The 20,302-nt window shown below is 58.6% G+C and carries 16 protein-coding genes and 2 pseudogenes; 5 read left to right on the forward strand and 13 right to left on the reverse strand.

The window, feature by feature from the left end:
- Window positions 1-27: 27 nt before the first annotated feature.
- The 7 genes from RA29_RS04855 to RA29_RS04885 form a co-directional block, all read right to left on the reverse strand.
- On the reverse strand, window positions 28-858 hold the full coding sequence (locus RA29_RS04855; protein WP_039683391.1) for a tetratricopeptide repeat protein: 831 nt from the start codon (window positions 856-858) through the stop codon (window positions 28-30).
- 10 nt (window positions 859-868) lie between these two features.
- A complete protein-coding gene (gene pal / locus RA29_RS04860; RefSeq protein WP_039683392.1) occupies window positions 869-1,390 on the reverse strand; it encodes a peptidoglycan-associated lipoprotein Pal in 522 nt (173 codons plus the stop codon).
- Between the two features lie 88 nt (window positions 1,391-1,478).
- Window positions 1,479-2,795, reverse strand: coding sequence for a Tol-Pal system beta propeller repeat protein TolB (gene tolB, locus RA29_RS04865; RefSeq protein ID WP_039683394.1), 1,317 nt, complete (start codon window positions 2,793-2,795; stop codon window positions 1,479-1,481).
- Window positions 2,792-3,931 carry a hypothetical protein gene (locus RA29_RS04870; RefSeq protein WP_039683395.1) on the reverse strand — a complete coding sequence of 380 codons (1,140 nt, stop codon included), beginning with the start codon at window positions 3,929-3,931 and terminating at the stop codon, window positions 2,792-2,794. Before RA29_RS04870 ends, tolB begins: the two co-directional genes overlap by 4 nt.
- Window positions 3,932-3,935: 4 nt before the next feature.
- Window positions 3,936-4,403 carry a protein TolR gene (gene tolR, locus RA29_RS04875; RefSeq protein WP_039683397.1) on the reverse strand — a complete coding sequence of 156 codons (468 nt, stop codon included), beginning with the start codon at window positions 4,401-4,403 and terminating at the stop codon, window positions 3,936-3,938.
- Between the two features lie 3 nt (window positions 4,404-4,406).
- Window positions 4,407-5,102 (reverse strand): protein TolQ, encoded by a 696-nt coding sequence (gene tolQ, locus RA29_RS04880; protein WP_039683399.1) that lies wholly within the window; start codon window positions 5,100-5,102, stop codon window positions 4,407-4,409.
- 103 nt (window positions 5,103-5,205) lie between these two features.
- Window positions 5,206-5,595: a YbgC/FadM family acyl-CoA thioesterase gene (locus RA29_RS04885; RefSeq protein ID WP_039683987.1), complete on the reverse strand. Its 390-nt coding sequence runs from the start codon at window positions 5,593-5,595 to the stop codon at window positions 5,206-5,208.
- Between the two features lie 205 nt (window positions 5,596-5,800).
- Between RA29_RS04885 and RA29_RS04890 the strand changes: the two genes are divergently transcribed.
- Together RA29_RS04890 and RA29_RS23745 are read left to right on the forward strand one after the other, a co-directional pair.
- A complete protein-coding gene (locus RA29_RS04890; protein WP_039683401.1) occupies window positions 5,801-7,012 on the forward strand; it encodes a membrane dipeptidase in 1,212 nt (403 codons plus the stop codon).
- A 766-nt stretch (window positions 7,013-7,778) separates the two neighbouring features.
- Window positions 7,779-11,300: a M10 family metallopeptidase C-terminal domain-containing protein gene (locus RA29_RS23745; RefSeq protein WP_275041497.1), complete on the forward strand. Its 3,522-nt coding sequence runs from the start codon at window positions 7,779-7,781 to the stop codon at window positions 11,298-11,300.
- A 104-nt stretch (window positions 11,301-11,404) separates the two neighbouring features.
- Here RA29_RS23745 and RA29_RS22325 read toward each other — a convergent pair.
- Window positions 11,405-11,931 (reverse strand): annotated as a pseudogene (locus RA29_RS22325) (DDE-type integrase/transposase/recombinase); the annotation flags it as partial.
- A 756-nt stretch (window positions 11,932-12,687) separates the two neighbouring features.
- On the opposite strand from RA29_RS22325, the gene RA29_RS22760 reads away from it, so the two are divergent.
- The gene (locus RA29_RS22760; RefSeq protein ID WP_052249464.1) at window positions 12,688-12,963 is read left to right on the forward strand and encodes a hypothetical protein; all 276 of its coding nucleotides are present in this window, start codon (window positions 12,688-12,690) and stop codon (window positions 12,961-12,963) included.
- A gap of 15 nt (window positions 12,964-12,978) precedes the next feature.
- Window positions 12,979-13,404 (forward strand): annotated as a pseudogene (locus tag RA29_RS22765) (transposase); the annotation flags it as partial.
- A 13-nt stretch (window positions 13,405-13,417) separates the two neighbouring features.
- Here RA29_RS22765 and RA29_RS04920 read toward each other — a convergent pair.
- Window positions 13,418-14,047: a LysE family transporter gene (locus RA29_RS04920; RefSeq protein ID WP_039683405.1), complete on the reverse strand. Its 630-nt coding sequence runs from the start codon at window positions 14,045-14,047 to the stop codon at window positions 13,418-13,420.
- Complete coding sequence (locus RA29_RS04925; RefSeq protein WP_052249466.1) at window positions 14,044-14,949, reverse strand: DMT family transporter; 906 nt, start codon at window positions 14,947-14,949, stop codon at window positions 14,044-14,046. Before RA29_RS04925 ends, RA29_RS04920 begins: the two co-directional genes overlap by 4 nt.
- Before the next feature lie 132 nt (window positions 14,950-15,081).
- Here RA29_RS04925 and gcvA point away from each other — a divergent pair, with 132 nt between their 5' ends.
- Complete coding sequence (gene gcvA, locus RA29_RS04930) at window positions 15,082-16,011, forward strand: transcriptional regulator GcvA (RefSeq protein ID WP_039683407.1); 930 nt, start codon at window positions 15,082-15,084, stop codon at window positions 16,009-16,011.
- Between the two features lie 359 nt (window positions 16,012-16,370).
- Here the strand turns inward: gcvA and RA29_RS04935 are convergent, their stop codons facing one another.
- The 3 genes from RA29_RS04935 to RA29_RS21735 all read right to left on the reverse strand — a co-directional run bounded on the left by RA29_RS04935 (window position 16,371) and on the right by RA29_RS21735 (window position 20,290).
- Window positions 16,371-18,269, reverse strand: a complete 1,899-nt coding sequence (locus tag RA29_RS04935) for a mechanosensitive ion channel family protein (RefSeq protein WP_193743462.1) — start codon at window positions 18,267-18,269, stop codon at window positions 16,371-16,373.
- Between the two features lie 489 nt (window positions 18,270-18,758).
- Complete coding sequence (locus RA29_RS04940) at window positions 18,759-19,544, reverse strand: heme-binding protein (RefSeq protein ID WP_193743463.1); 786 nt, start codon at window positions 19,542-19,544, stop codon at window positions 18,759-18,761.
- 107 nt (window positions 19,545-19,651) lie between these two features.
- A complete protein-coding gene (locus RA29_RS21735; RefSeq protein ID WP_052249468.1) occupies window positions 19,652-20,290 on the reverse strand; it encodes a phosphatase PAP2 family protein in 639 nt (212 codons plus the stop codon).
- Window positions 20,291-20,302 lie beyond the last annotated feature (12 nt).

Here is a 20,302-nt window from a genome sequence, read left to right on the forward strand (position 1 = left end):
TGCGGCGATTAGCGGGGCCAACATAGATCAGGAGCAGCCGATGTTCTGCATCGCCCCCTGGGCGTCGGCAATGACCGGTGCACCGGGAAAGCGGACACCGACTTCGGCCAATGTCACACAGGCTTCCTGCGTCTGGCCCAAACGGCCCAGCGCAGCGCCCAGCTTGTAAAGCGCTTCGGCGGCAAGAGGGCCCTGAGGCGCCAAGGTGAACGCCGACAGATAGGCTCGCGCGCCCTCGCGTACATCACCCAAGCCCTCCAGCGCATCACCGCGCCGCACCTCGGCCTCGATCGCTAGCGGTCCGCCGGGGTAGGTCTGATTAAAGGTCGCAAACTGATCCGCGGCGGCGCGAAAGTCACCGGATGCGAGCGCCTCCTGCGCCCGCTCAAAGTCGGCCTTTTCCTGCGTTGCAAGTTGTGGCGCATCCGTCGTGGGCTGGGCGGGCGCAGCAGGCGCCGTGACCGGCGCCTCGCCACCGCCCAAAACAGGCGTATCGCCCAACGCCCCAATGTCACAGTCCGGCTCAAGTTCACACAGGCGGAACTGCAGATCGCCGACACGGTTGGTGCCATCGGACACCACAGAATTGATGCGGAACTCCAACTGCTCGGTCATGTCGGTCAAACGGCGCAATTCACGCTCAATGATATCGACACGGTCCAGAACCGTGCCCGCACCGGTCACACCGCCCGACACCCCGCCCGTAGTCGACAGCTCACGCTTCAGGCGCTGCATCTCGGTATTCAGCACGATCAGCTCCTGCCGGATATCGGCCAACGTCTGATCCTGCGCCGCAACCGGCGCGGCCACAGCCAACGCCAGCACAGCACCCACAATAAACCGTTTCCCCACAGACATATCCCCTAGCCTAGCTGGTCAGCCCCCCGGCCAGCACCGTAACAGCCCGACGGTTTTTGGCATAGCAGGCTTCTTCGCTGCATATTTCAACGGGACGCTCCTTGCCGAAGCTGACGACCTGCAAGCGGCCTGGCTGCACACCCTGGCTCACCAGATAGGCACGGGCCGCATCGGCACGGCGTGCGCCAAGGGCGAGGTTGTACTCGCGCGTGCCTTGTTCGTCGGCATGCCCTTCGATCACGGCGGTATAGTCCGCATTCTGCAAAAGCCACACGGCCTGCCCGTCCAGTGTCGCACGGCCCTCTGGCGTCAATGTCGACTGATCAACGGCAAACAGAACCCTGTCGCCCACCGCCTGCTGGAAATATGCGGGCGAGGCTGGATCCGACGCGCTTCCAGCAACGAACCCGCCGTTTGCACCGGCTCCCAGCGCATCACCGCCTGCGCCTGCCCCGCCCAAGCTGGCAGGATTGGTACACGCAGCGACACCCAGCGCCGCACACAGCATCAACATAGACGTTCTCAGTTTCATGGCCTCTGCCTCTCTGGTTAACGCGCCGCTCCGGCGGCATCTTATGTTCAGACTATCACGTTCCTCGGTCCGAGGAAAACGCAACCCTTCAATTCTGCAATGGACCCCAGGACGGGTCCGACCCGCCATCGGGCGTGCGCACCGGGCGCAGGTTGCGGCCCGTGATGTCCACCGAATATAGGGTAGATCGGCCCGCAGCACCCTGGGTTTCGCGCGAAAACATGATCACACGTCCGTTGGGCGCCCAGGTTGGCCCTTCATCCAGGAAAGAGGCGGTCAGCAAACGCTCCTCAGACCCGTCCGTGCGCATCACGCCAATGTGGAACCTGCCCTTGGACTGCTTGGTAAACGCAATCAGGTCTCCGCGTGGCGACCACACCGGCGTACCATAGCGCCCCTCGCCAAAGGAAATCCGCCGCGCCTCACCGCCGCCCGCAGGCATGACGTAAAGCTGCTGCGTGCCGGACCGGTCGCTTTCAAACACGATCTGGTCCCCGTTCGGGCTGAAGCTTGGCGCAGTCTCAATCGCAGGCGTCGATGTCAGGCGCTGCGTCTGGCCGGAATTGATGTCCATCGACCAGATGTCGGTATTGGCCCCTTGGGTCAACGAGTAGACCACCGTCCGTCCATTGGGCGCAAAGCGGGGGGCAAAGCTCATGGTGCCGGGCTGGCTTTCCAACACACGGCGCTGCACGCTGCCCACGTCCAGAACGTAGATGCGGGGAAAGCCCGTCTCGTAGCTGGTGTAAAGCACCCGGTCGCCCGTGGACGAAAAGCGCGGGGCCAGCACGATGGATTCCGAGCCGGTCAGGTACTGAATATTGGCCCCATCATAATCCATGATGGCCAACCGCTTGCGGCGATCATCCTTTGGACCGGTTTCGCTGACAAAGACGACGCGGCTGTCGAAATATCCGGTCTCGCCAGTGATCCGGGAATAGACGACATCGGCCATCTTGTGCGCAATCCGCCGCCACGCATCCGTGGTGCCCGCCAGTTGCAACCCGTCGCCCAGTTCCGCGCCCGAAAACACGTCATAAAGCCGGAATTTCACGTTGATCTGGTTGCCGTTCACGCTCACCGCGCCTGCCACGAGGGCCTGCGCGTTGATCGCCTTCCAGTCCGCATATTGCACGGGCGCCGCAAAATCACTGACCTGGCTGATAAAAGCCGATGACGGGATCTCCCGGAAGAGGCCCGTGCCGGTCAGGTCCTCGGCTACGACGCGCGCGATGCGCTGGCCCCAGTCACCAGCCGCGCCACCTTCGGGCACGAGGTCGGGAATGGCCACAGGCAAGGGTTCAATCACCCCTTCGGTGATCTCAATCCGCAAGGGCCCGTTCTGTGCCGCAGCCCATGCCGGGGCCAGACACATCAGGATCATGAAAAATACTCGAACCATCATTTGATACGCATCCTTTCGGGATTGAACGTCATCTCAATTTCTTGCCACTGCCCATATTTCTCAGCAGGCAGGTCATATCCATCGCGCGTGCAGCGAATGATCGCGCGCCGCGCCGCCTCAAAGGCTTGCTGGGCCGCAGCTTGGCTCCCCCCGGAACTCGACGCCAGCGTGATCGACGGGATCACGGGCTTGCCGTCCTGGCTCATCTCCACCGTGACCACGACCGTGGTCTGCAACGCCTCTGACGACAGCGAGCCCACATTCCAGCAATTCGACACCGCGACCCGCAGCGCGTCCTTTTCCCCTGCCGACAGCGGCGGGCCTTGAGGCACGTTATCATCTGCCCCGCCCAACGCCTGGCGCAAGGCATCATTTACGTCATCTGTTCTGTCCGCAGGCTCGGCTGTTTGAGGCTCGGGTTCGGATTCCGGCTGCGTCTGCGGCTCCTGTGCGGGTTGTTCGGGTTCAGGCGTAGGCTCAGCCGTCTGGACCGGCGGGCTGGGCCGCCGCGCAGGCGGGCGAATGGACGCGGTGGGCGCACCGGCGGGCTCTTCTGCCTCGGTCACGATCTCGGTCGTGGCCTCTTCGGGTGCCGTTGCTTCTTGAGCGTCCTGTTGGCTTTCGCCCGTATCGCTTTCCGTCACAGCCTCCTGCTGCACATCATCCGGCGCGGCCTCCGGCTCTGGCGGCGCGACGGGATCCGGTGCCACCCGCTCCGCGGCGCGCGGCACGGGACGCTGGGCAATGTCCGGGACAACAACGGCCTGCTCCTGAGGCGCGGGTTGCACAGGCGCATCGTCCGCCACCTGTGGCTCAGGCTCCGGCGCGGGCGGTTCGGGCACCACATCCGGTTCCGGGGCCGGCGTCGGCTCGGGCGGTTCCGCCTCAACCGCCTCATCCGGCGTAGGGGTTTCGACCGGATCAGGCTCCACATCAGGCTGCACGGGCAAGGCCACGTCAGTCGCCGTATCCGGGCTCGGACCCGTCGGTATCATCGCCTCGAACGCATCGGACGAGATGACCGACACTTCTGTGACCTCAAAGGGCAACGGCTCGGACTGGAAGGCCCCGCCAAACAGGACCCAGCCGATCAGGCCCGCATGCCCGATGCCCGATATGACCTGCCCGGTGTTCAAGAGGTTACCCCTCCTCACCGTCCAGCGTCGGCCCGCCAATATCGGTCACAAGGCCAATGTTCGAAAACCCACCGGCATTGAGGGCGCCCATAACTTGCATCACCTGCTCGTAGGGCACGGCCCCATCGGCCCGCAGAAACACCTGATCCCCGTCACGTTCAGCCGCAATGGCCCGCAAGCGGCCAATCAACTCGCCGCGCGCGACAGGCGTGGTCTGGATCTGGATCTCACCCGTCGCAGTGACCGTGATGGTCAACGGCTCCTCCTGATCCGTCGGCAGCGCATTGGCCGCAGTCTCGGGCAGGTTCACCGGCACACCCACGGTCAAGAGCGGTGCCGCAACCATGAAGATAATAAGCAACACCATCATCACGTCGACAAAAGGCGTGACGTTGATCTCAGCCATCGGCTGTGCGCGACGGCGGCGGCGGCGCGACCCGCTGCGCTCGTTCTGCATGACACCTGCGCCCATGGCTCAGCCGTCCAACTGGCGGCTTAGGATAGTGGCAAACTCGTCCGAGAACGCCTCGTACCCCGCCACGATCCGGTCACTGTCCGCCGTCAGCTTGTTGTAAAAGATCACCGCCGGAATAGCGGCCAACAGCCCAAGACCGGTGGCCAGCAGCGCCTCCGCAATCCCGGGCGCCACAACGGCAAGGTTCGTGTTCTGCTGCTCCGCGATCTCGATAAAGGCATTCATGATGCCGATCACCGTGCCAAACAAACCGATAAACGGCGTAGACGACCCCACGGTGGCCAGAATGGTCAAGCCGCTCTGCAGCTTCTCGGCCTCCTTAGCGATGGCCACGTCCATCGACCGATCAATCCGGCTCGTCGCTCCTGCGATCAACCCGCCATCCTCGCGATGCGAGCGCTGCCACTCGATCATGCCAGCGGCAAACACCTTCTCAGATGGCCCATCCGGGTCCGGCCCAATCTGATCAAAAAGGCCATCCAAAGGCTCCCCCGACCAGAACGCGCGATCAAACCGGTCGGCTTCGGCCCGCGCACGGCGGTAGATCAGGATTTTCTGAATGATAATAGCCCACGCCCAAAACGAGGCGACAATCAACATGATCATCACCAATTTCACCGTCAGGGTCGCGCGCATGAAAAGCCCCCACATCGAGAAATCAACCTCGTGCGCCAGGGCGAGCGCTTCTGCTTCCATACTGCCTGCTCTTTTGTTTGGCCGCTTCTTCGGCTCTTGTCTGGCGCAAAGACTAAGGCAAAGGACAGGGGAAAGCTATCACTTCGGCGTCAGAACACCGGTATTATGTGTTCATTGCGCGGATTTCCGCGGGCAAACGCACCGGTTTTCCGGCCGTTGTCATGGTCACGGCCACCACATGCGCCCGGAACAACACCTGCCCGTCACGCTGCACCTCCTGATCAAAGGTCCAGCGCACCGGGCTTGCCGCACGGTGTGTGGTGACGACCTCCAACCGGTCCGCCATCCGCGCGGGCGAGATGTAATCGGCCTCCACCCGCGTGACGACAAAAACCAGCCCCTCGGCCCGCATGGCCACTTGATCCAAGCCACATTCTTCAACGATTTCAGAGCGCGCACGCTCAATGTACCGCAAGTAGTTGGCGTAATAGACAACCCCCGCCATGTCGGTGTCTTCATAATAAACAGTCAGCGGAAAGCGATGCGGGGTCATGGGCGCCTCGGTCGTTGGGTCAGCGTTTTTGACCACGCGAACGCCCCGCACGCAAGCCAGCGGTTCCAGCGCTGCGCGCATCGGAACAAACGATCTGCCGTTTTCCTAAGCAACACAGCCACAGCGCAGACCAACAAAAGGTCCCTACCCTGTCCACCGCCAAACATTCGACCTAAGGTTGAATTCGTCTGCCAGGAGACCGCCCATGAAACGCCTCGCCTTCGCTCTCGCCATCTCACTTGCCCTGCCAGCAACGGCCCAAGACATAACCGAAGCCGAAATGCGTGCCTTCCACAACAGCCTTTTCACGCTCGACAGTCATATCGACATCGCAGGCGACTTCATGACCGCCTCACTTGATCCGGGCGGGCTGAACCGCGCCCAAGTCAACCTGCCGGGCATGCGCATCGGCGGCCTCGATGGCGGGTTCTTCATCGTCTACACCCGCCAAAGCCCGAACACCGACGACGGCATCGCGGAAATGCGGGCCATGGCCGAGGCGCGGTACCGCGCGCTCGAACGCATGTTCCTGGCCTACCCAGACCAGATTGCCCTGGCCACCACAGCGGACGAGGCGGAAGAGATCCATGCCTCCGGTCGCCTCGTCGCGCTTATGGGCATGGAAAACGCCGCCGGTTTGGGCGACAGCATCGACGATGTTCCGATGTGGGCCGACCGCGGCATCCGCTACGTCTCGCTCACCCATTTTGGGCACAACCTGTTCAGCGGCAGTTCCAACCCCCGCCCCGAATATGACGACGCGCCCGAGGATCCGGGGCTGAGCGATCTAGGCAGCGACCTGATTGCGGCCCTGAACGACCACGGGATCATGGTCGACATCAGCCACGTGGGCAAAGTATCTAGCATGGAGGCGATCGAACTGTCGCGCACCCCGGTCATCGCCTCGCACTCCACGGTCAAGGCGGTCCACGACAACGCCCGCGGACTTGATGACGAACAACTGCGCGCGATTGCTGAGATGGGCGGCGTCGCCCAGATCACGGCGTTCCGGTCCTACATCGCCCCCGTGGACGAAGGGCTGACCGCCGCCATCGGCGAGTTGCGCGACCGTCTCGGCCTGCTAAACAGCGCTGATTTCTCCACCGCCAGCCCCGCAACGCTGGAAGAATACGCACGCGAACGCGACAGTCTCCGCGACGAATTCCCGGACGTGACGCTCGACCAGTTCCTCGATCATCTGGACCATGCGGTCGAGGTGGCCGGCATCGACCATGTGGGCCTGTCGGGCGATTTCGACGGCGGTGGCGGTGTTGACGGCTGGGACGCGGCCGCCGACAGCTTCAATGTCACCCGCGCCCTGCTTGAGCGCGGGTACAGCGAGGAAGACATTCGCAAGATATGGGGCGAAAACCTGCTCCGCGTGTTGCGCGCCACTGAGGAGGCGGCTGTAAGGTAGTTTTTTGTCGTTGGATACCGCAGCCCATGGTTGTTTCGGCATCATGCACTCGCTCAACCGAAGGCGGCAGAGTGATAGCGCGCCTAGTGGCCTGTCACCCAACGGACGCAGATTATTCCTGAACAAGGAATAACCGCGGCTCTGACCGTTGCCCTCGGTCTTCACGATCCAGTTTACAGCATTTCAAGACAGCAGATCACGGTGAATGAGTTCTTCCGCCCGGCGTACGTCTTCGCCCACTCTCCCCCCACGCTACCGCCGTGCTCCGGGTTTCTGCCTCATCCATTCGACCTCAGTCGCTCGGCTACCGTTGGCCTCCGACAACCGGACTTAGCCCAATAATGAGGCAGCTTTACCTAACGTAAATACCCGTTTTCAAGCCAAAATCCGCCAGTTACGGCATGATTTGGATTTCCAGTTGTGGCCGATCACGAAGTGTTGATGATGCAACTATAAGTAGAATTTTGTGCGCAACAAACACCGCATCCTTCGGTGATGACGGTGTCTTTTTAACCAGTCTTTTACCCCCAAAATCCGCCATCCCGGCGCCCGTTGATCATGCGCGCCGACAATTCTGAACGACCGTAGCGCTTACGGTTGCCAGTAGAGGAGTCTCAAAACATGACAGCGCAGCCTGAGTTGGCCGCAGCAAAGAAAAGCAAGCCCCTCATTTTTGACGTGATCAGCGCCACCGCTGAACGTCCCCCGTTCTCTCCGCCGATCTGAACTGACGACACCGGCGTCTCTGCGAAAGGATAATTTGAAAATGTGCATGATGTGCCAACTGGGGTACGGCCCCGAACAAGAAACTTCATTTGGAAAGATCGGTACGGAACAGACCGGCCTGCAAGTCGTGTTGGGCGAAGCGATGACCTTGACGCCAACATTGGCTGCTCTGGCAGCGCCTGATGCGACCACCCCAAACCCGGTTGAGGGCGACGACAGCCCCGAACCAACGGACACGACCGACACGGATCAGGTGACAGACAATGCCGTGGCAGATGAACCTGGCCAACCAACCAGCTCTGAACACATCAACGCCGAGACTGCGGCGGATCCGTGGTGGGAAAATGACCAAACGCCGGAAAATCCCTTTGGCAAAAGTGAGGATTACGAAGCCTATCTCGACTATCTGGGCGCATTGCCGCGCAGCCTGACACCTGAGATTGCGGCGGAGCCGCTTCGCGTCAACGTCTCCGAACTTAGCAACTACCCCGGCTATCTGGAAGCGGCGATTGGCGCGCTTGAGATGTGGGCCTCTGTCACGCCGTTCCAATTCGAGATCGTGGAGGACACACCCTATGACCCGGATACGGACTGGATGGAAGTCGTCAGCCCGGAGATTGGCGAACGGTTTGACGGCAGCGCTTTTTCATCCGACCGCTACATCAGTGTCGGCCAGCGGTTCCATGATACCGAACCCAATCTGACCGACATCGGTGGCTATGTCTTTGACACGTTCATTCATGAATACGGACATGAGTTCGGGCTGAACCACCCTGGTCTTTACAATTACAGCGGCCCCGGCGGCGTTCAGATCAACTACCTGAACAACGCCACCTGGATCTATGACCGGCAGCAATACAGCGTCATGTCCTATTTTGACGGGATCGATGTGGGTGAGGACACACGCTGGTCTGCGGCGACCCCCCTGATGGGCGATATCGAGGCCGTCATCCGCACCTATTTCTCGACCGTCAATGAAGAAGGCGAGCGGACCTATCAGACGATCAACCTGAACACCGGCGATGATGTCTATGGGTTCAACAGCGACAAATATGGCTACGAGCTCACTTCCTCGGGGATGCAGCGCGATATTGGCTTTGTCATCCACGACACCGGCGGAAACGACACGATGGACTTTTCCGGTTCGATCGCTGGCACGATCCTGGACATGCGCGCCGGGCAGCTTTCCAACGTGAACGGTCACAACAACAATGTATCCATCTTTGCAGGCCACAACGAGGACGACACCGAATACTACATCGAGAATGGGATCGGCAGCCAATATGACGACGTGCTGATCGGGAATGACGGTGACAACGTGCTGGATGGCCGCGGCGGCGATGACCGCATGGCCGGTGGTGACGGCAACGACACCTATTTCGTGGACTCGCTTGACGACATCGTGCGCGAGGAAGCGGATGGCGGCAACGACACAGTTATCGTGATGTCTCGGGATCTGGACATTGGAGACATCGAAAACGTCGAAAACATCATCTACGCCGACAGCACAATCGCCGCACTGGAAGAGGATGATGGCGACACGCCTCCCGCATCCGGCGACAACACCCGAAGCAACATCATATTCGGCGACGACACGGACGAGACAATAGACGGCGGTGCTGGCGACAACACAATCTTTGGCCTGGGCGGCGATGACATCATCATCGGTGGCACAGATTCCCTTGAGAGCCGCGACATCAACAACACCATCGACATCGAGGATCTCGAAGATCAGACCGAAAGTGACGATGGCGACGACGCGCTTTATGGTGGTGATGGCAACGACACTATTCTGGGCGGTCAGGGCGACGACCTGCTCGACGGCGGCGATGGCGACGACGTGCTCAGCGGTCAGGCGGGCGTCGATGTTTTCAGGGGAGGCGCAGGCAGCGATACGGTAGACTTCAGCCGTGAAAGCCCGTTCCAGCTTATCGTCAATCTTGAAACCAACTTTGCCAACGGTGGCACGGCATCAGGCGACACCTTCTATGACATCGAGGGCCTGATCGGATCCGACGACCGGATCGACCGTTTCATCGGAACCTCCGCAGACAACCACTTCATCGGTCAGGGGGGCGGCGATGTCTTTAACGGCCGGGATGGCAATGACACACTGGATGGCGGAAACGATGGCGACATTCTGTACGGTGAAGGCGGTGATGACGTCATCATCGGCGGGTCAGGTCAGGACTACCTAGACGGTGGTGAGGGCATAGACACGGTTGTCTACAGAAACAGTTCAAGCGGCGTCACGGTCGACCTTGCCAACGGCATGGCCACAGGCGGCGATGCCACGGGACCCGTTCAGATCGTGGGTCGCGGCACTGCAATCAAAAACGACATTCTCGTCGGCTTCGAAAATGTCGACGGCTCGTTCCACGATGACTGGCTGATTGGCGACGACCAGGCGAATGAGCTTTCTGGCGGTGCCGGTGATGACACGCTTACGGGCGGCGACGGCAACGATGTGCTGGATGGCGGTGCCGGAAGCGATACAGCCGACTACTTCAATGCGAGCAGTGGGGTTCTGTTGAACCTGGGCCACGAGGCGCCCGAAGGAGACACCTTTATCTCTATCGAAAACCTGTCCGGCTCCGGCTTTGACGATGCCATCCACGGGGACCAGGCCAGCAACGTTCTGACTGGACAGGGAGGTGATGACACCCTGCGCGGCGGAGCCGAAGATGACACCATACTTGGGGATTTCGCCTATCAGGATGGCTCACTGCCAACACCGGGTATGGGCTCAGGCTACACCACGCTCGATGGGGATGCGACCAACAACTCGATTGCGACGGCGTTCGACATCTCGGACAATTTCTCGCTTGAGGAAGATGAAAACATCTTTGACTCGACAACTGTTCTCCACACCACAGTCAACGCGACCGGGAACGGCCAAGCGGGTTACTACAGCATCAACCTTGCGGCGGGCACCGTCCTTTCCATCGACGTGGATGACATTGAAGATCCAAACGTCCATGACAGCTGGATCCGCCTTCTGGACAGCAATGGCAATGTCGTTGCCGAGAACGACGATGAGGGCGGTGATCCGGGTTCAACTTCGATACGCGACTCCAGCACCGTCTTTGTGGCCGAGGAAACCGGCACCTACTACATCGTTCAAGGAAGCTGGACAGAGGAGTCCCAGGACGGCGGTTGGACAGAAGCCGTACCAGAAGGGTCGACATACACGCTGAACGTCTCGGTCGAATTCCCGCCCGCGCCTGCCGAACCGGGGGACGCCGGTTCCGATGTTCTGGTCGGAGGCCGCGGCAGCGACCTGCTGGATGGCGGGCTTGCGGCCGACGCGCTTACGGGTGGACTGGGAAGTAACTCATTCCGTTTCTCGACAGAGCTCGGGAATGGTAACATCGATCGGATCAGGGACTTTGAAACAGATGAGGCTTTGATCCTTCTCGACAGTCGGATCTTCCTGGAGTTGGGCGGAGAGGCACCGTCGAACTGGAGCGCGACGCGATGGGGCGCGTTGTGGGGTAGGTTTCGAACGGACATCGCATCGAGAGTGAGACTAACTGCTGCGGCAACCGCACGCGCCGCGTGATCGGCGATCAGGCTCTGAATCTCAGGTATTGTCCATCGTCAGTTTTTTGGAAGCAAAAGCGTCTTAATCTGAGAGAGAGTGTTTGGCTCATCTTGTCGGTGCGATTATGCGGCGTGCTGGCGATGAGGCAAGCTTCGCATTTCGAGTGTCGTCCGTTTGATCCTGTCCCTTTGCTTTAGAATGGCTTTGTCCACCCGAAGTAGGCATCGGCGGGTGTGACGTTGTTGAGGCTCTCGTGGTAGCGCTGATGGTTATAGTGGTCGACGAAGGCTTCGACCTGAGCTTCGAGATCGCCCTGCAGGAAATAGTTTTCCCGCAAGATGCGGTTCTTGATGGTTTGGTGCCATCGTTCAATCTTCCCTTGGGTTTGCGGGTGATAAAGCGCACCGCGAGAATGCTTCATGCCTTTATCTTTCAGCCATTCCGCCAGGTCGCCAGAGACATAGCTGGATTCCTTGTCACTGAGCAGGCGTGGCTTGTGAACGACGTGGACCTAATCACAACCTGACGCCTGCAACGCCAAGTCCAGCGTGTCGGTCACATCTTCAGCCCGCATGTTCGTGCAGAGCTTCCAGGAGACTATGTAGCGGCTGTGATTGTCGAGGACCGTGCTGAGATAGAACCACCCCCATTCGAAGCCCTTTCCCTCGATCCGCTTTAGGTCATCACGAGTCCGGTTCCGTCCCACACGATTAGCTTCAGGCGATCCGCCCGCTTAGAACGAAATATGAAGATGGCACCGTTGAAGGGATCAAGCTGAAACTCGTTCATGACAATGGCGGCACGGCCATCCATGCCTTTGCAAAATCAACGGGCTTGGTAGCCACGTAGAATTTGAAGTTGCCTGCCGGAGAAATCACGGCCGACCTTCAAGCGCCCTGATCAACTGGACCAGTTGATCAATAGGGTAACTTGGTGGCAATAGGACTTCACACCCAGCGCGTCTGAAAACAATCTGATGCGTCTGAGTCGGCGAAGCTGGCTTACTAGGCTCGACCTTGATTTCAGCGAAAGAGGTAGCGGGCTGTTGTGCTTTTTGTGGCTTGTTCGACGACTTTCGAGAGCCACCTTTGCGCCAACTGTAAGCTGTCTTGTCTGAGATCTGACAAGTCTTCTGCACGTCACTGATCGATAGCTCCCCCAACTTCATACGCTGCCCCATGGAACGCTTGAACTTTGTGGGCCAAAGTCTGCGACCATCTTTCCCGATGGGGATTGAATAGCCGAAAGCGTGGAGGACTTTTTGGATTTTCTGATCACTTGCGAGCTCACCCAAGTTTTGAGAGTTCATGATGCCTGTATCCTTTTGGGACATCATAAACTGCAACGAGGAGGCCAATCAGGGGTAATTTAGGGGGTCAGATGCAACACTTGCGATCGTTTTGGCATGACGCCAGACAAGTTGGTTGGCGACACAGGTTACGAATCGGCGGAGATGCTGGGCTGGTCGGTGGAAAATCGAGGCATCGCTCCGCACATTCCAGTCTGGGATAAATTGAAACGGACGGACGGTACATTCTCTCGTGAGGACTTTGTCTATGACCCCGCGACCGACAGCTACACATGCCCAGCGGGCAAGGATCTGCGAACACATCGCCGGAACTTCTCCAAACCGCGAAAGCCCAATGGCGGCACAGACGGGTTCATCCGATACCGCGCCTGAAAACACGACTGTGATGCCTGCCCGCTGAAGCCACAATGCTGCCCGGGTAATCCGGGGCGGCGCGTCGTGCGGTCAGTCCACGAAGCGGCCAGAGATTTTGCCCGCGATATCCGAAAAACGGACGCCTCCATGACCTTGTTCATTCAAAGGCGGAAAGTCGAGATGCTCTTCGCTCATCTGAAGCGATACATCGGCGTGCCGATGATGCGACTACGAGGACCCAAAGGCGCATATGAACAGTTCCAGCTTGCAGCAACCGCCCAGAGCCTCAGGAGGCTCGCAAAACTGGTTCTGCAACCAGAACCAATAGCATCACAGCAAAGCTACGGCAGATTTTATCGCAACCCCCAGACGCTCAAACACCAACTTCTTCAACACTATCCGGACAAAGCGAGCATTGCACAAGATGCTTCAGACGTCCGCTTGTTTCCACTCGGATGAGTAATGTCTATGGCTATGCCGTGTCCCGCAGAGTTTTAAGACCAAGCATCAGAGCGGCACCGATCAAAAACGCGCTGCCGATCCGGTGGACCACCGCCGAAGCGTTTTTCTTAAGTCTCGACGCGATCCAACTGGCTCCAATTCCATAGCCAGACAAAAAGGTACCATCCACAATCAGATATGTAACCGACAGAATCAGAAACTGCGGCCAGAAGAGCTGGCTGGGCTCAATGAACTGTGGAAAGAGTGCAGCGAAGAATACGACGGCCTTTGGATTTGCAGCAGAAGTCAAAAACCCCTGACACCATAGTGCTTTCACGGAAGCAGATGGCGCGGCTCCAGCCTTGGAACTGGCATGGCTTGCCTGCCGCCACATGCGAAGACCCATCCACACCAAATACGCGACACCAAGCCACTTCACGACCGTAAGGGCATGTTGCGAAGCCACCAGGATTGCAGCGAGGCCCAGACCGGCTGCCGCCATTTGCAACGCATTCGCGGTCAGGTCACCAGCTGCTGTTGCAAGTGATCGCTTGAAGCCATGTGTCATGCTGTTGGAGAGCATGAGCAAATGACTGGGGCCGGGCGTTACCATGAAGACAAACATCGTCGCGAGATATGTCAGCCAGATTTCGATACTCATGAGCGTGTTCCCTCATCTCTCAGTTCCGCGACTGGTGCGGCCTCGCTTTTGATAGAGAACAGGACCGCAACCAACACAATCGCACCCCCAATAGTCGTCGCAGTCGGAGGTATTTCCGACAGTATCAGGAATGCAAGAATCGGCGCGAGCGGCGTTTCCAAAGCACCTAGTAGGGCTGTTTGACCAGACGGAACGCGTTTTGCCCCCTCGGCCAGTGTGACGGACGCGATTGCGTGCATGACACCGAAAGCAGCGAGGATTGCGATTTCGACCGGATCAATCTGCAAAGGTGAACCGAAGATGAAGGCGAGTGGCACCAGAAACAGGGATTGCAGGACCGATGGTCCAGCACTCGGTGTACTCGGCCTCGCGCGGTAGATGACCATGATTGTCGCCATGACCAAGGTCATGACCAGCGCCAACCCATCTCCTGCCAGGCTCACATCCCCCAATGAGCCCGCGACGATGATGCCGACACCTGCAAGTGACCCCGCCGCGCCGAGCGCAGTGCGCGGTGACACCCGCTCTTGAAGCGCAACCCACGCCATCAGGGCGGCAATGAATGGTGCGGAGGCGTAGATCAGCGCAACGTTCGCAACGGTGGTAAGTTTGAAGGCCGGGATCAGCGCGGCGGTACCAATCGCCCCGACGACGCCGACAGCAAAACCTGCCCGACCCATGCCAAGGAACTCTTGCCGCAGCGCACTGCGCCTCGCGACCCACGCCGTCGTAGCGGTGGCTGCAAAGACACCGCGCCAGAAGATCACGGCCCAGGCAGCGGCTTCGACACCCTTTGTGAAAATCCCGGTGGTGCTGAATGTGACCGCCGACGCGATTAGCAGAATAACCCCAACCGCATAGTCGGATCGACCTTTTGACCGATACTCGTTCTCAGAACTCATAGTGACATGACCTCACCGATAGAAGGGTGAGAAATTCTAACCCTAGCATAGAAACTCCTAACCTCTAACCGCGGCATAGCAGTTCCTACAAAGGATTTGATTTCACCTGATACATTAGTTTTATTGATCTGTATGACGCGCCGCACCCTTCCTCCGCTCCGTGCCTTACAGGCCTTCGAGGCCGCAGCGCGCCATTTGAGTTTTGCCAAAGCAGCGGACGAGCTAGGCGTCACGCCTGGGGCAGTCAGCCATCAGATCAAAACGCTGGAAGACTGGCTAGGTGCAACGCTGTTTCACCGGCTGACACGCGCTCTGCGTTTGACGGAAGGAGGTGAGGCCGCCCTTCCGTTGATAACAGAAGGGTTTGATCACCTGGCCGCTGCGACGGCCAAGATGCAGGTCAGAAAAGACGATCACCTGTTGACGATCAGCGTCAGTCCCGGCTTCGGCTCACTTTGGCTGGTGCCGCGTTTGGATCGGTTCCGGCGCAAACACCCGGACATCGAGGTGCGCCTTGACGGTACAGATCGGTTGGTGGACATCACAGCGGGCGAAGCAGATGTCGCAATTCGTTATGGCATGGGCGGTTATTCGGGTGTGCAGAGTGACCGATTGTTCGCGATGCGGGCGATCCCGGTGTGCAGCCCGAGCGTTCTGTCCAAAGGCCCCTCCCTAGGATCACCTGGAGATCTGAAGGACCATACGTTGCTGCACGTCGAATGGAAGGAAGCCGAAGGAAGTTGGCGTACGTGGCTTCTTGCGGCGGGCGCAACTGATGTGGACCCATTCAAGGGACCCCGTTTCACTAAAGAGGAAATGGCCGTGCGCGCCGCACTAGACGGGGAAGGTGTGGCCCTTATAGGCGACCGGATGGCAGCAGATCATCTGGAATCCGGTCGTCTCGTTCAACCTTTCCATTCTGAACTGAGTACACCACTCGTTTTTGCTTATTTTCTTCTAACGCAAAAAGATCGCCGAGATGACCCGAAAATTGCTTCCTTCCGAAACTGGCTGCTTGATGAAGCGCAAAGCTTTCAAGGGACTGATACTCCTCAGTCGTAAAGTGAGAGAATAAGAGCCGTTGTTCGTGCGCAACGTAGCATCGCGATGGCAGGCGTGGATCTCGACGTCGAGGACGGCCCAAAGCCGACATCCGACTCAATGCAATGATGCTGCGATTGCAACCCGCATTCCGAATATTCGCTGCGTTTGCAAAACTGAAGCCAGTGTCACCTCAGTGATCGTTAGTAACCCAACCTGTTGTATGTAAATCTTTGTGAACAAAGCATCCGCTAGCCCTAGTGGTGGGCTTATAACTGCTTTTCGATTGGTTGGCCCGTGTTGTCATTGCCGACCGTGATTTGTGACACAGTTCAAAACGATCTTTCGTCCGACGTCATTTTGCCATGCAGGAAATAATCTCAGTCCAAAACATCGCCTGCAATGTTACGCTGCGATGTGACGGGTGTTTGTGCTGTCGTGGCTTCGCCTGCAGCAGCAGCGATATGGGCTTTGTCTTCACCACTGATCTCGTCCGACGCGCCAAGGCCCGGGATCGCAACGCGCACCTCGCGGCGTGCGAAGTCGATGCCGTTCTCTTCGAAGGCGGCCTTCACCCGGTTATGGACTTCCTTTCTGATCATGAATTGCCCGCCGGGCTTCGCCATGAACTTGCCACGAATAACAATCCCAACGTCATCGAATGCGAAAACACCCTGGGACTTGAACGGCTGGATAAAGTCCTTGCCCAATTCCGGATGTTCTAGAAGGTCCTGGCCGATCTGCTTGAACAATTTGCGCACTTTTTCCGTGTCAGTGCCGTGAGGGACGGTGAACTTCAGTTTCATGATCACCCAATCCCGGGAGTAATTCGTGATTTTCGGCACTTCGCTATAGGGGATCGTGTGCAAAAGCCCGCGATGGTGACGAAGACGCAAGGACCGGATTGATATTTTCTCGACTGTTCCCATTGTTCCGCCAATGTCCAGGTATTCTCCCACCCGGAAGGCGTCATCGAGTAGAAAGAAAACGCCCGAAACGACATCCGTCACCAGTTTCTGCGAACCGAAGCCGACCGCGAGACCTAATATGCTCGCACCGGCCAAGAGGGGCGTGATGTTAACCCCCAGTTCGCTTAGGGTCAGCAAGCCAAAGAGGATCAGGATTGCTGCGCGGGCGCATTTGAGGAGCAGTGGCAAGATCGTGGTCAGGCGTGTGCCGCCAGTCCCGCCACCGTCGCCCAAGTCGTCTTCCTCGGGGTTCCAGCCGGAAAGCGTCATCTCCTCAGCCAGTTTGCGGTAAATCAGCAAGGACACGACTTCCCATGTCAGATAACCCAAAACCAGTGTAAAGCTGACGGTAAAGAAACCTTGGAGCAGCAGGCCGATAGCCCCAGAGCTGATGAACGTTTCGGCGCTTATGTCCCAGATATCAGCAAGTTGCAGCAGAATTGCCCCGAAGACGAGAATCCGTCCGATCCGTTTATAGGCACGACTCGTCTCGTTATACGCGTTTTCAGCGATCGGACCCTCGCCGCTCATGGGTGGCATCAAGTGGCTGCTCAAGGCTCGGATTAAGGTGTCAAAGGCCGGTGCCGCCACGAGCAAACCCACGGTCGTGATGTCGGGCCGCTCTGCAAGAAGCGCAAGCGCGTCATAGCTCGCGATGATGTTGATCAACCACCACGTGCCGAAGACGCCGAAAATTGCGAGTAACGGAAAGATGCGGGCGATGCGGTCCTCCCAAACGCCAACCTCTTCACTCGCACCCCGCATCATTAGAACCAAGCCCGTCCAGCAGCGAATTACGATCCAGACGAAATATGCGCGCAGTGCAAGGTCGAACCAGAACACGGTAAGGGTCGCTTGCTCTGGCGCCGAGTTCAGAGCGTTGAACTGGGATACGAATTGCATAGCGCCGATCAGCACGGCCATGCCCACGGAATGCCGGGTTAGAAATTTCGCGGTGGTATTGTCGGCGAAGACCAGACGATGCTGGGGGACGTTTGGGGTCAATAGAAAACGCAGGAACGTGTAGGCGATGCGCGGCGCAAGCAGCAGGGTCAGAAGTGCGGCAAACCCGTATTCTTCCAGCCCATCCGGCATTAGCGCATCGACAATGACAGCTGATACTGCCACAAAGATGGCAACCCCGCTGGTTTCGCGCGCTAGGCGTTGCGTAAGAAATACCAGCGACGCTTTGATTCCTGTCGATATTTGCCCCGTGGGCTGAGGAAACCAGCGTAGGATAAGCACACAAAAGAGCTTTTCGAGCCCGTAGCCGATAGCAGCCGCCAGGCCGAGGATGGACAGCAAAAGCATCCAACCGTCATCACCGAACCGCGCTGTGAAACTGGCAACAGACTGCGTCTGAGCCGTGATCATCGCGCCAAACTCTTGCGCCGGGCGAACTGCGGCACGAGCAGCCCCGATAGTCGCATGGTAAGCGAGCGTCTCTGTTTGCGCGCCCGGATCTAGCGCCTCTGAAGGCGGCGATACTTTGGCATTCAGCTCGTCGCGTAAAAGCGACCGCACTTGCGTGTCGCTCATCTGAGACATGAATTGCGCGATGGCTTCTTCGGTCAACGGGATGGGCAGCTGCAAAACTTCGGTCGCAGGCGTTGCACTACGTAGCTCTGGGAGCATTCCGATATGCTCCTGAGCACCTGCTTGCGCCAGCGTCAGGCACAGAAGAACGGCAGCCAATATAAGGCGAGGCATGAGGCATCCCGATTTTTGGAGAGTGATCACACGACGGTTGTTTGGGCAACGTCGTGCGATCGCGCAGAGCCCGCTGAAAACGACGTACGATCAGTCCAAGAGTTCGGAAATCGCCGCGATCCCTGCTTCGCCGCAAATGTCATCATATTCTTTGCCGGTCTCATCTTCGCCCGGTGATCCCGCGATCCCGATGCCGCCGATCACCTCATCTTCGTACAAAATGGGGATGCCGCCCGACAATGTGATCAGGCCAATCTGGTTGAAAACAGCACCAAGTGTTGGCTCGTGTACGTTTTCAGCCTCGATCACGGATGTTGCTTCGCGCCGCGACGCCGCTGTGATGGCCTTCCGGCTGCTGGTTTCGATTGTGTGCGGGAACGCACCTTCTTTCATAAGCGTCACGCGGGGTTGGGCACGTTGATCGACGACTGTGACTGTCACGGCAAATCCCAGTTCGGTGCATTTTTCCTCCGCCGCCGTGGCCGCGCTGAGAGCCCAGCTCAGCGGGATGCTCCATTCCAAGTGCGGCCCCGTGTGTGCGGTTCCGGCTTTGTGTGTGACCTCGGCTTCCTCAGCTGCTCCGGTTGGATCATCGCTTGGGTCATCATCCGTCCACTGGTCCAGTATCTCACCTGTTTCGATATCGACCTTGAATTCAACCTCTTCGCCAGCCTCGTTGACAATCTCAATGTCGACCACGGACCGTCCATCGAACTGATCAAGCTCGGCCTCTGCCACCGTTCCTGGCTGTGCTTTCAACGCGATCGCGACGGCTTCGTCGATCGTCAGGTTCGTTCCCTCGCCCGACTGCGCAAACGCAGGCATGATGAGTAGGCTTATGGCAGTCGCTGAGACAACATTACGGGTGTAAAGCATGGGATCCATCCTTAGCTATGGGCTTTCGGATCGTGATATTGGCGCTCCAAGTCACATGAAGATGTCCACAGACTTACAAATCTGTCAGCAAACGGCTGGGCTACCCATTAGGCAGACACCGGTGCTTTCCCGGCAAATTCGTTCCGTCTCCGCAAGGTGCTTGGGCGCGTCGCAAGAATGCGGCGTAGCCGGAAACAGGGCCGCATAAATAGATCCGCAACAAGGATGCCGATAATGGCCCCGGCAATTGTGGCTGAGACCGTATGGGCATCCAGCATATAACGTGCGTACATCGTCAGAAACAGCACTGGCCAGACGATCACACCAAAGAGCTTGAGGTAACGCCGAACTGCAATCCATGCTCCCGCACTGGCAAGCGCGGAATGCCCGGACGGCATGTTGTGCTGGCCACCATTGGGCCGCTGGCCAAGCCGGGTTCCGTTGATTTCGACATCGTTCAAGAGCCGCTTTGGGATGTGCGTGGCGGCCGTTCCTGCGAAAAGAACAGCCCCAATTTGCGCCAAACCCTTTATGTCCCGCAGAACAAGCGCAGTGCCGATTGGGATGAGTGTGTTGATGTGCCTTCCGTAGGCCTCAACACTTGTGACAACCCGGCTATCCTCACCGTTCTTGGACTGCGCGTAGTGGCCGTCCATGTCGCTGGGATAGAGTGTCGCGCCCACAAGAAGGACAAGCGCGGCCGCCCAAAGGCTTTGCCGCAACGAGAGGATTTCGAAAGGCCGCATGTCGTCCGCTCC

It is taken from the genome of Tateyamaria sp. ANG-S1, from assembly GCF_000814025.1.
Lineage (GTDB): Bacteria > Pseudomonadota > Alphaproteobacteria > Rhodobacterales > Rhodobacteraceae > Tateyamaria.

What these genes read in the sequence shown, in the direction of transcription:
- RA29_RS04855 (WP_039683391.1), bottom strand. Translation starts at nt 858, where the DNA reads ATGTCTGTGGGGAAACGGTTTATTGTGGGTGCTGTGCTGGCGTTGGCT.
- pal (WP_039683392.1), bottom strand. Translation starts at nt 1,390, where the DNA reads ATGAAACTGAGAACGTCTATGTTGATGCTGTGTGCGGCGCTGGGTGTC.
- tolB (WP_039683394.1), bottom strand. Translation starts at nt 2,795, where the DNA reads ATGATGGTTCGAGTATTTTTCATGATCCTGATGTGTCTGGCCCCGGCA.
- tolR (WP_039683397.1), bottom strand. Translation starts at nt 4,403, where the DNA reads ATGGGCGCAGGTGTCATGCAGAACGAGCGCAGCGGGTCGCGCCGCCGC.
- tolQ (WP_039683399.1), bottom strand. Translation starts at nt 5,102, where the DNA reads ATGGAAGCAGAAGCGCTCGCCCTGGCGCACGAGGTTGATTTCTCGATG.
- RA29_RS04885 (WP_039683987.1), bottom strand. Translation starts at nt 5,595, where the DNA reads ATGACCCCGCATCGCTTTCCGCTGACTGTTTATTATGAAGACACCGAC.
- RA29_RS04890 (WP_039683401.1), top strand. Translation starts at nt 5,801, where the DNA reads ATGAAACGCCTCGCCTTCGCTCTCGCCATCTCACTTGCCCTGCCAGCA.
- RA29_RS23745 (WP_275041497.1), top strand. Translation starts at nt 7,779, where the DNA reads ATGTGCATGATGTGCCAACTGGGGTACGGCCCCGAACAAGAAACTTCA.
- RA29_RS22760 (WP_052249464.1), top strand. Translation starts at nt 12,688, where the DNA reads ATGACGCCAGACAAGTTGGTTGGCGACACAGGTTACGAATCGGCGGAG.
- RA29_RS04920 (WP_039683405.1), bottom strand. Translation starts at nt 14,047, where the DNA reads ATGAGTATCGAAATCTGGCTGACATATCTCGCGACGATGTTTGTCTTC.
- RA29_RS04925 (WP_052249466.1), bottom strand. Translation starts at nt 14,949, where the DNA reads ATGAGTTCTGAGAACGAGTATCGGTCAAAAGGTCGATCCGACTATGCG.
- gcvA (WP_039683407.1), top strand. Translation starts at nt 15,082, where the DNA reads ATGACGCGCCGCACCCTTCCTCCGCTCCGTGCCTTACAGGCCTTCGAG.
- RA29_RS04935 (WP_193743462.1), bottom strand. Translation starts at nt 18,269, where the DNA reads ATGCTTTTGCTGTCCATCCTCGGCCTGGCGGCTGCTATCGGCTACGGG.
- RA29_RS04940 (WP_193743463.1), bottom strand. Translation starts at nt 19,544, where the DNA reads ATGCTTTACACCCGTAATGTTGTCTCAGCGACTGCCATAAGCCTACTC.
- RA29_RS21735 (WP_052249468.1), bottom strand. Translation starts at nt 20,290, where the DNA reads ATGCGGCCTTTCGAAATCCTCTCGTTGCGGCAAAGCCTTTGGGCGGCC.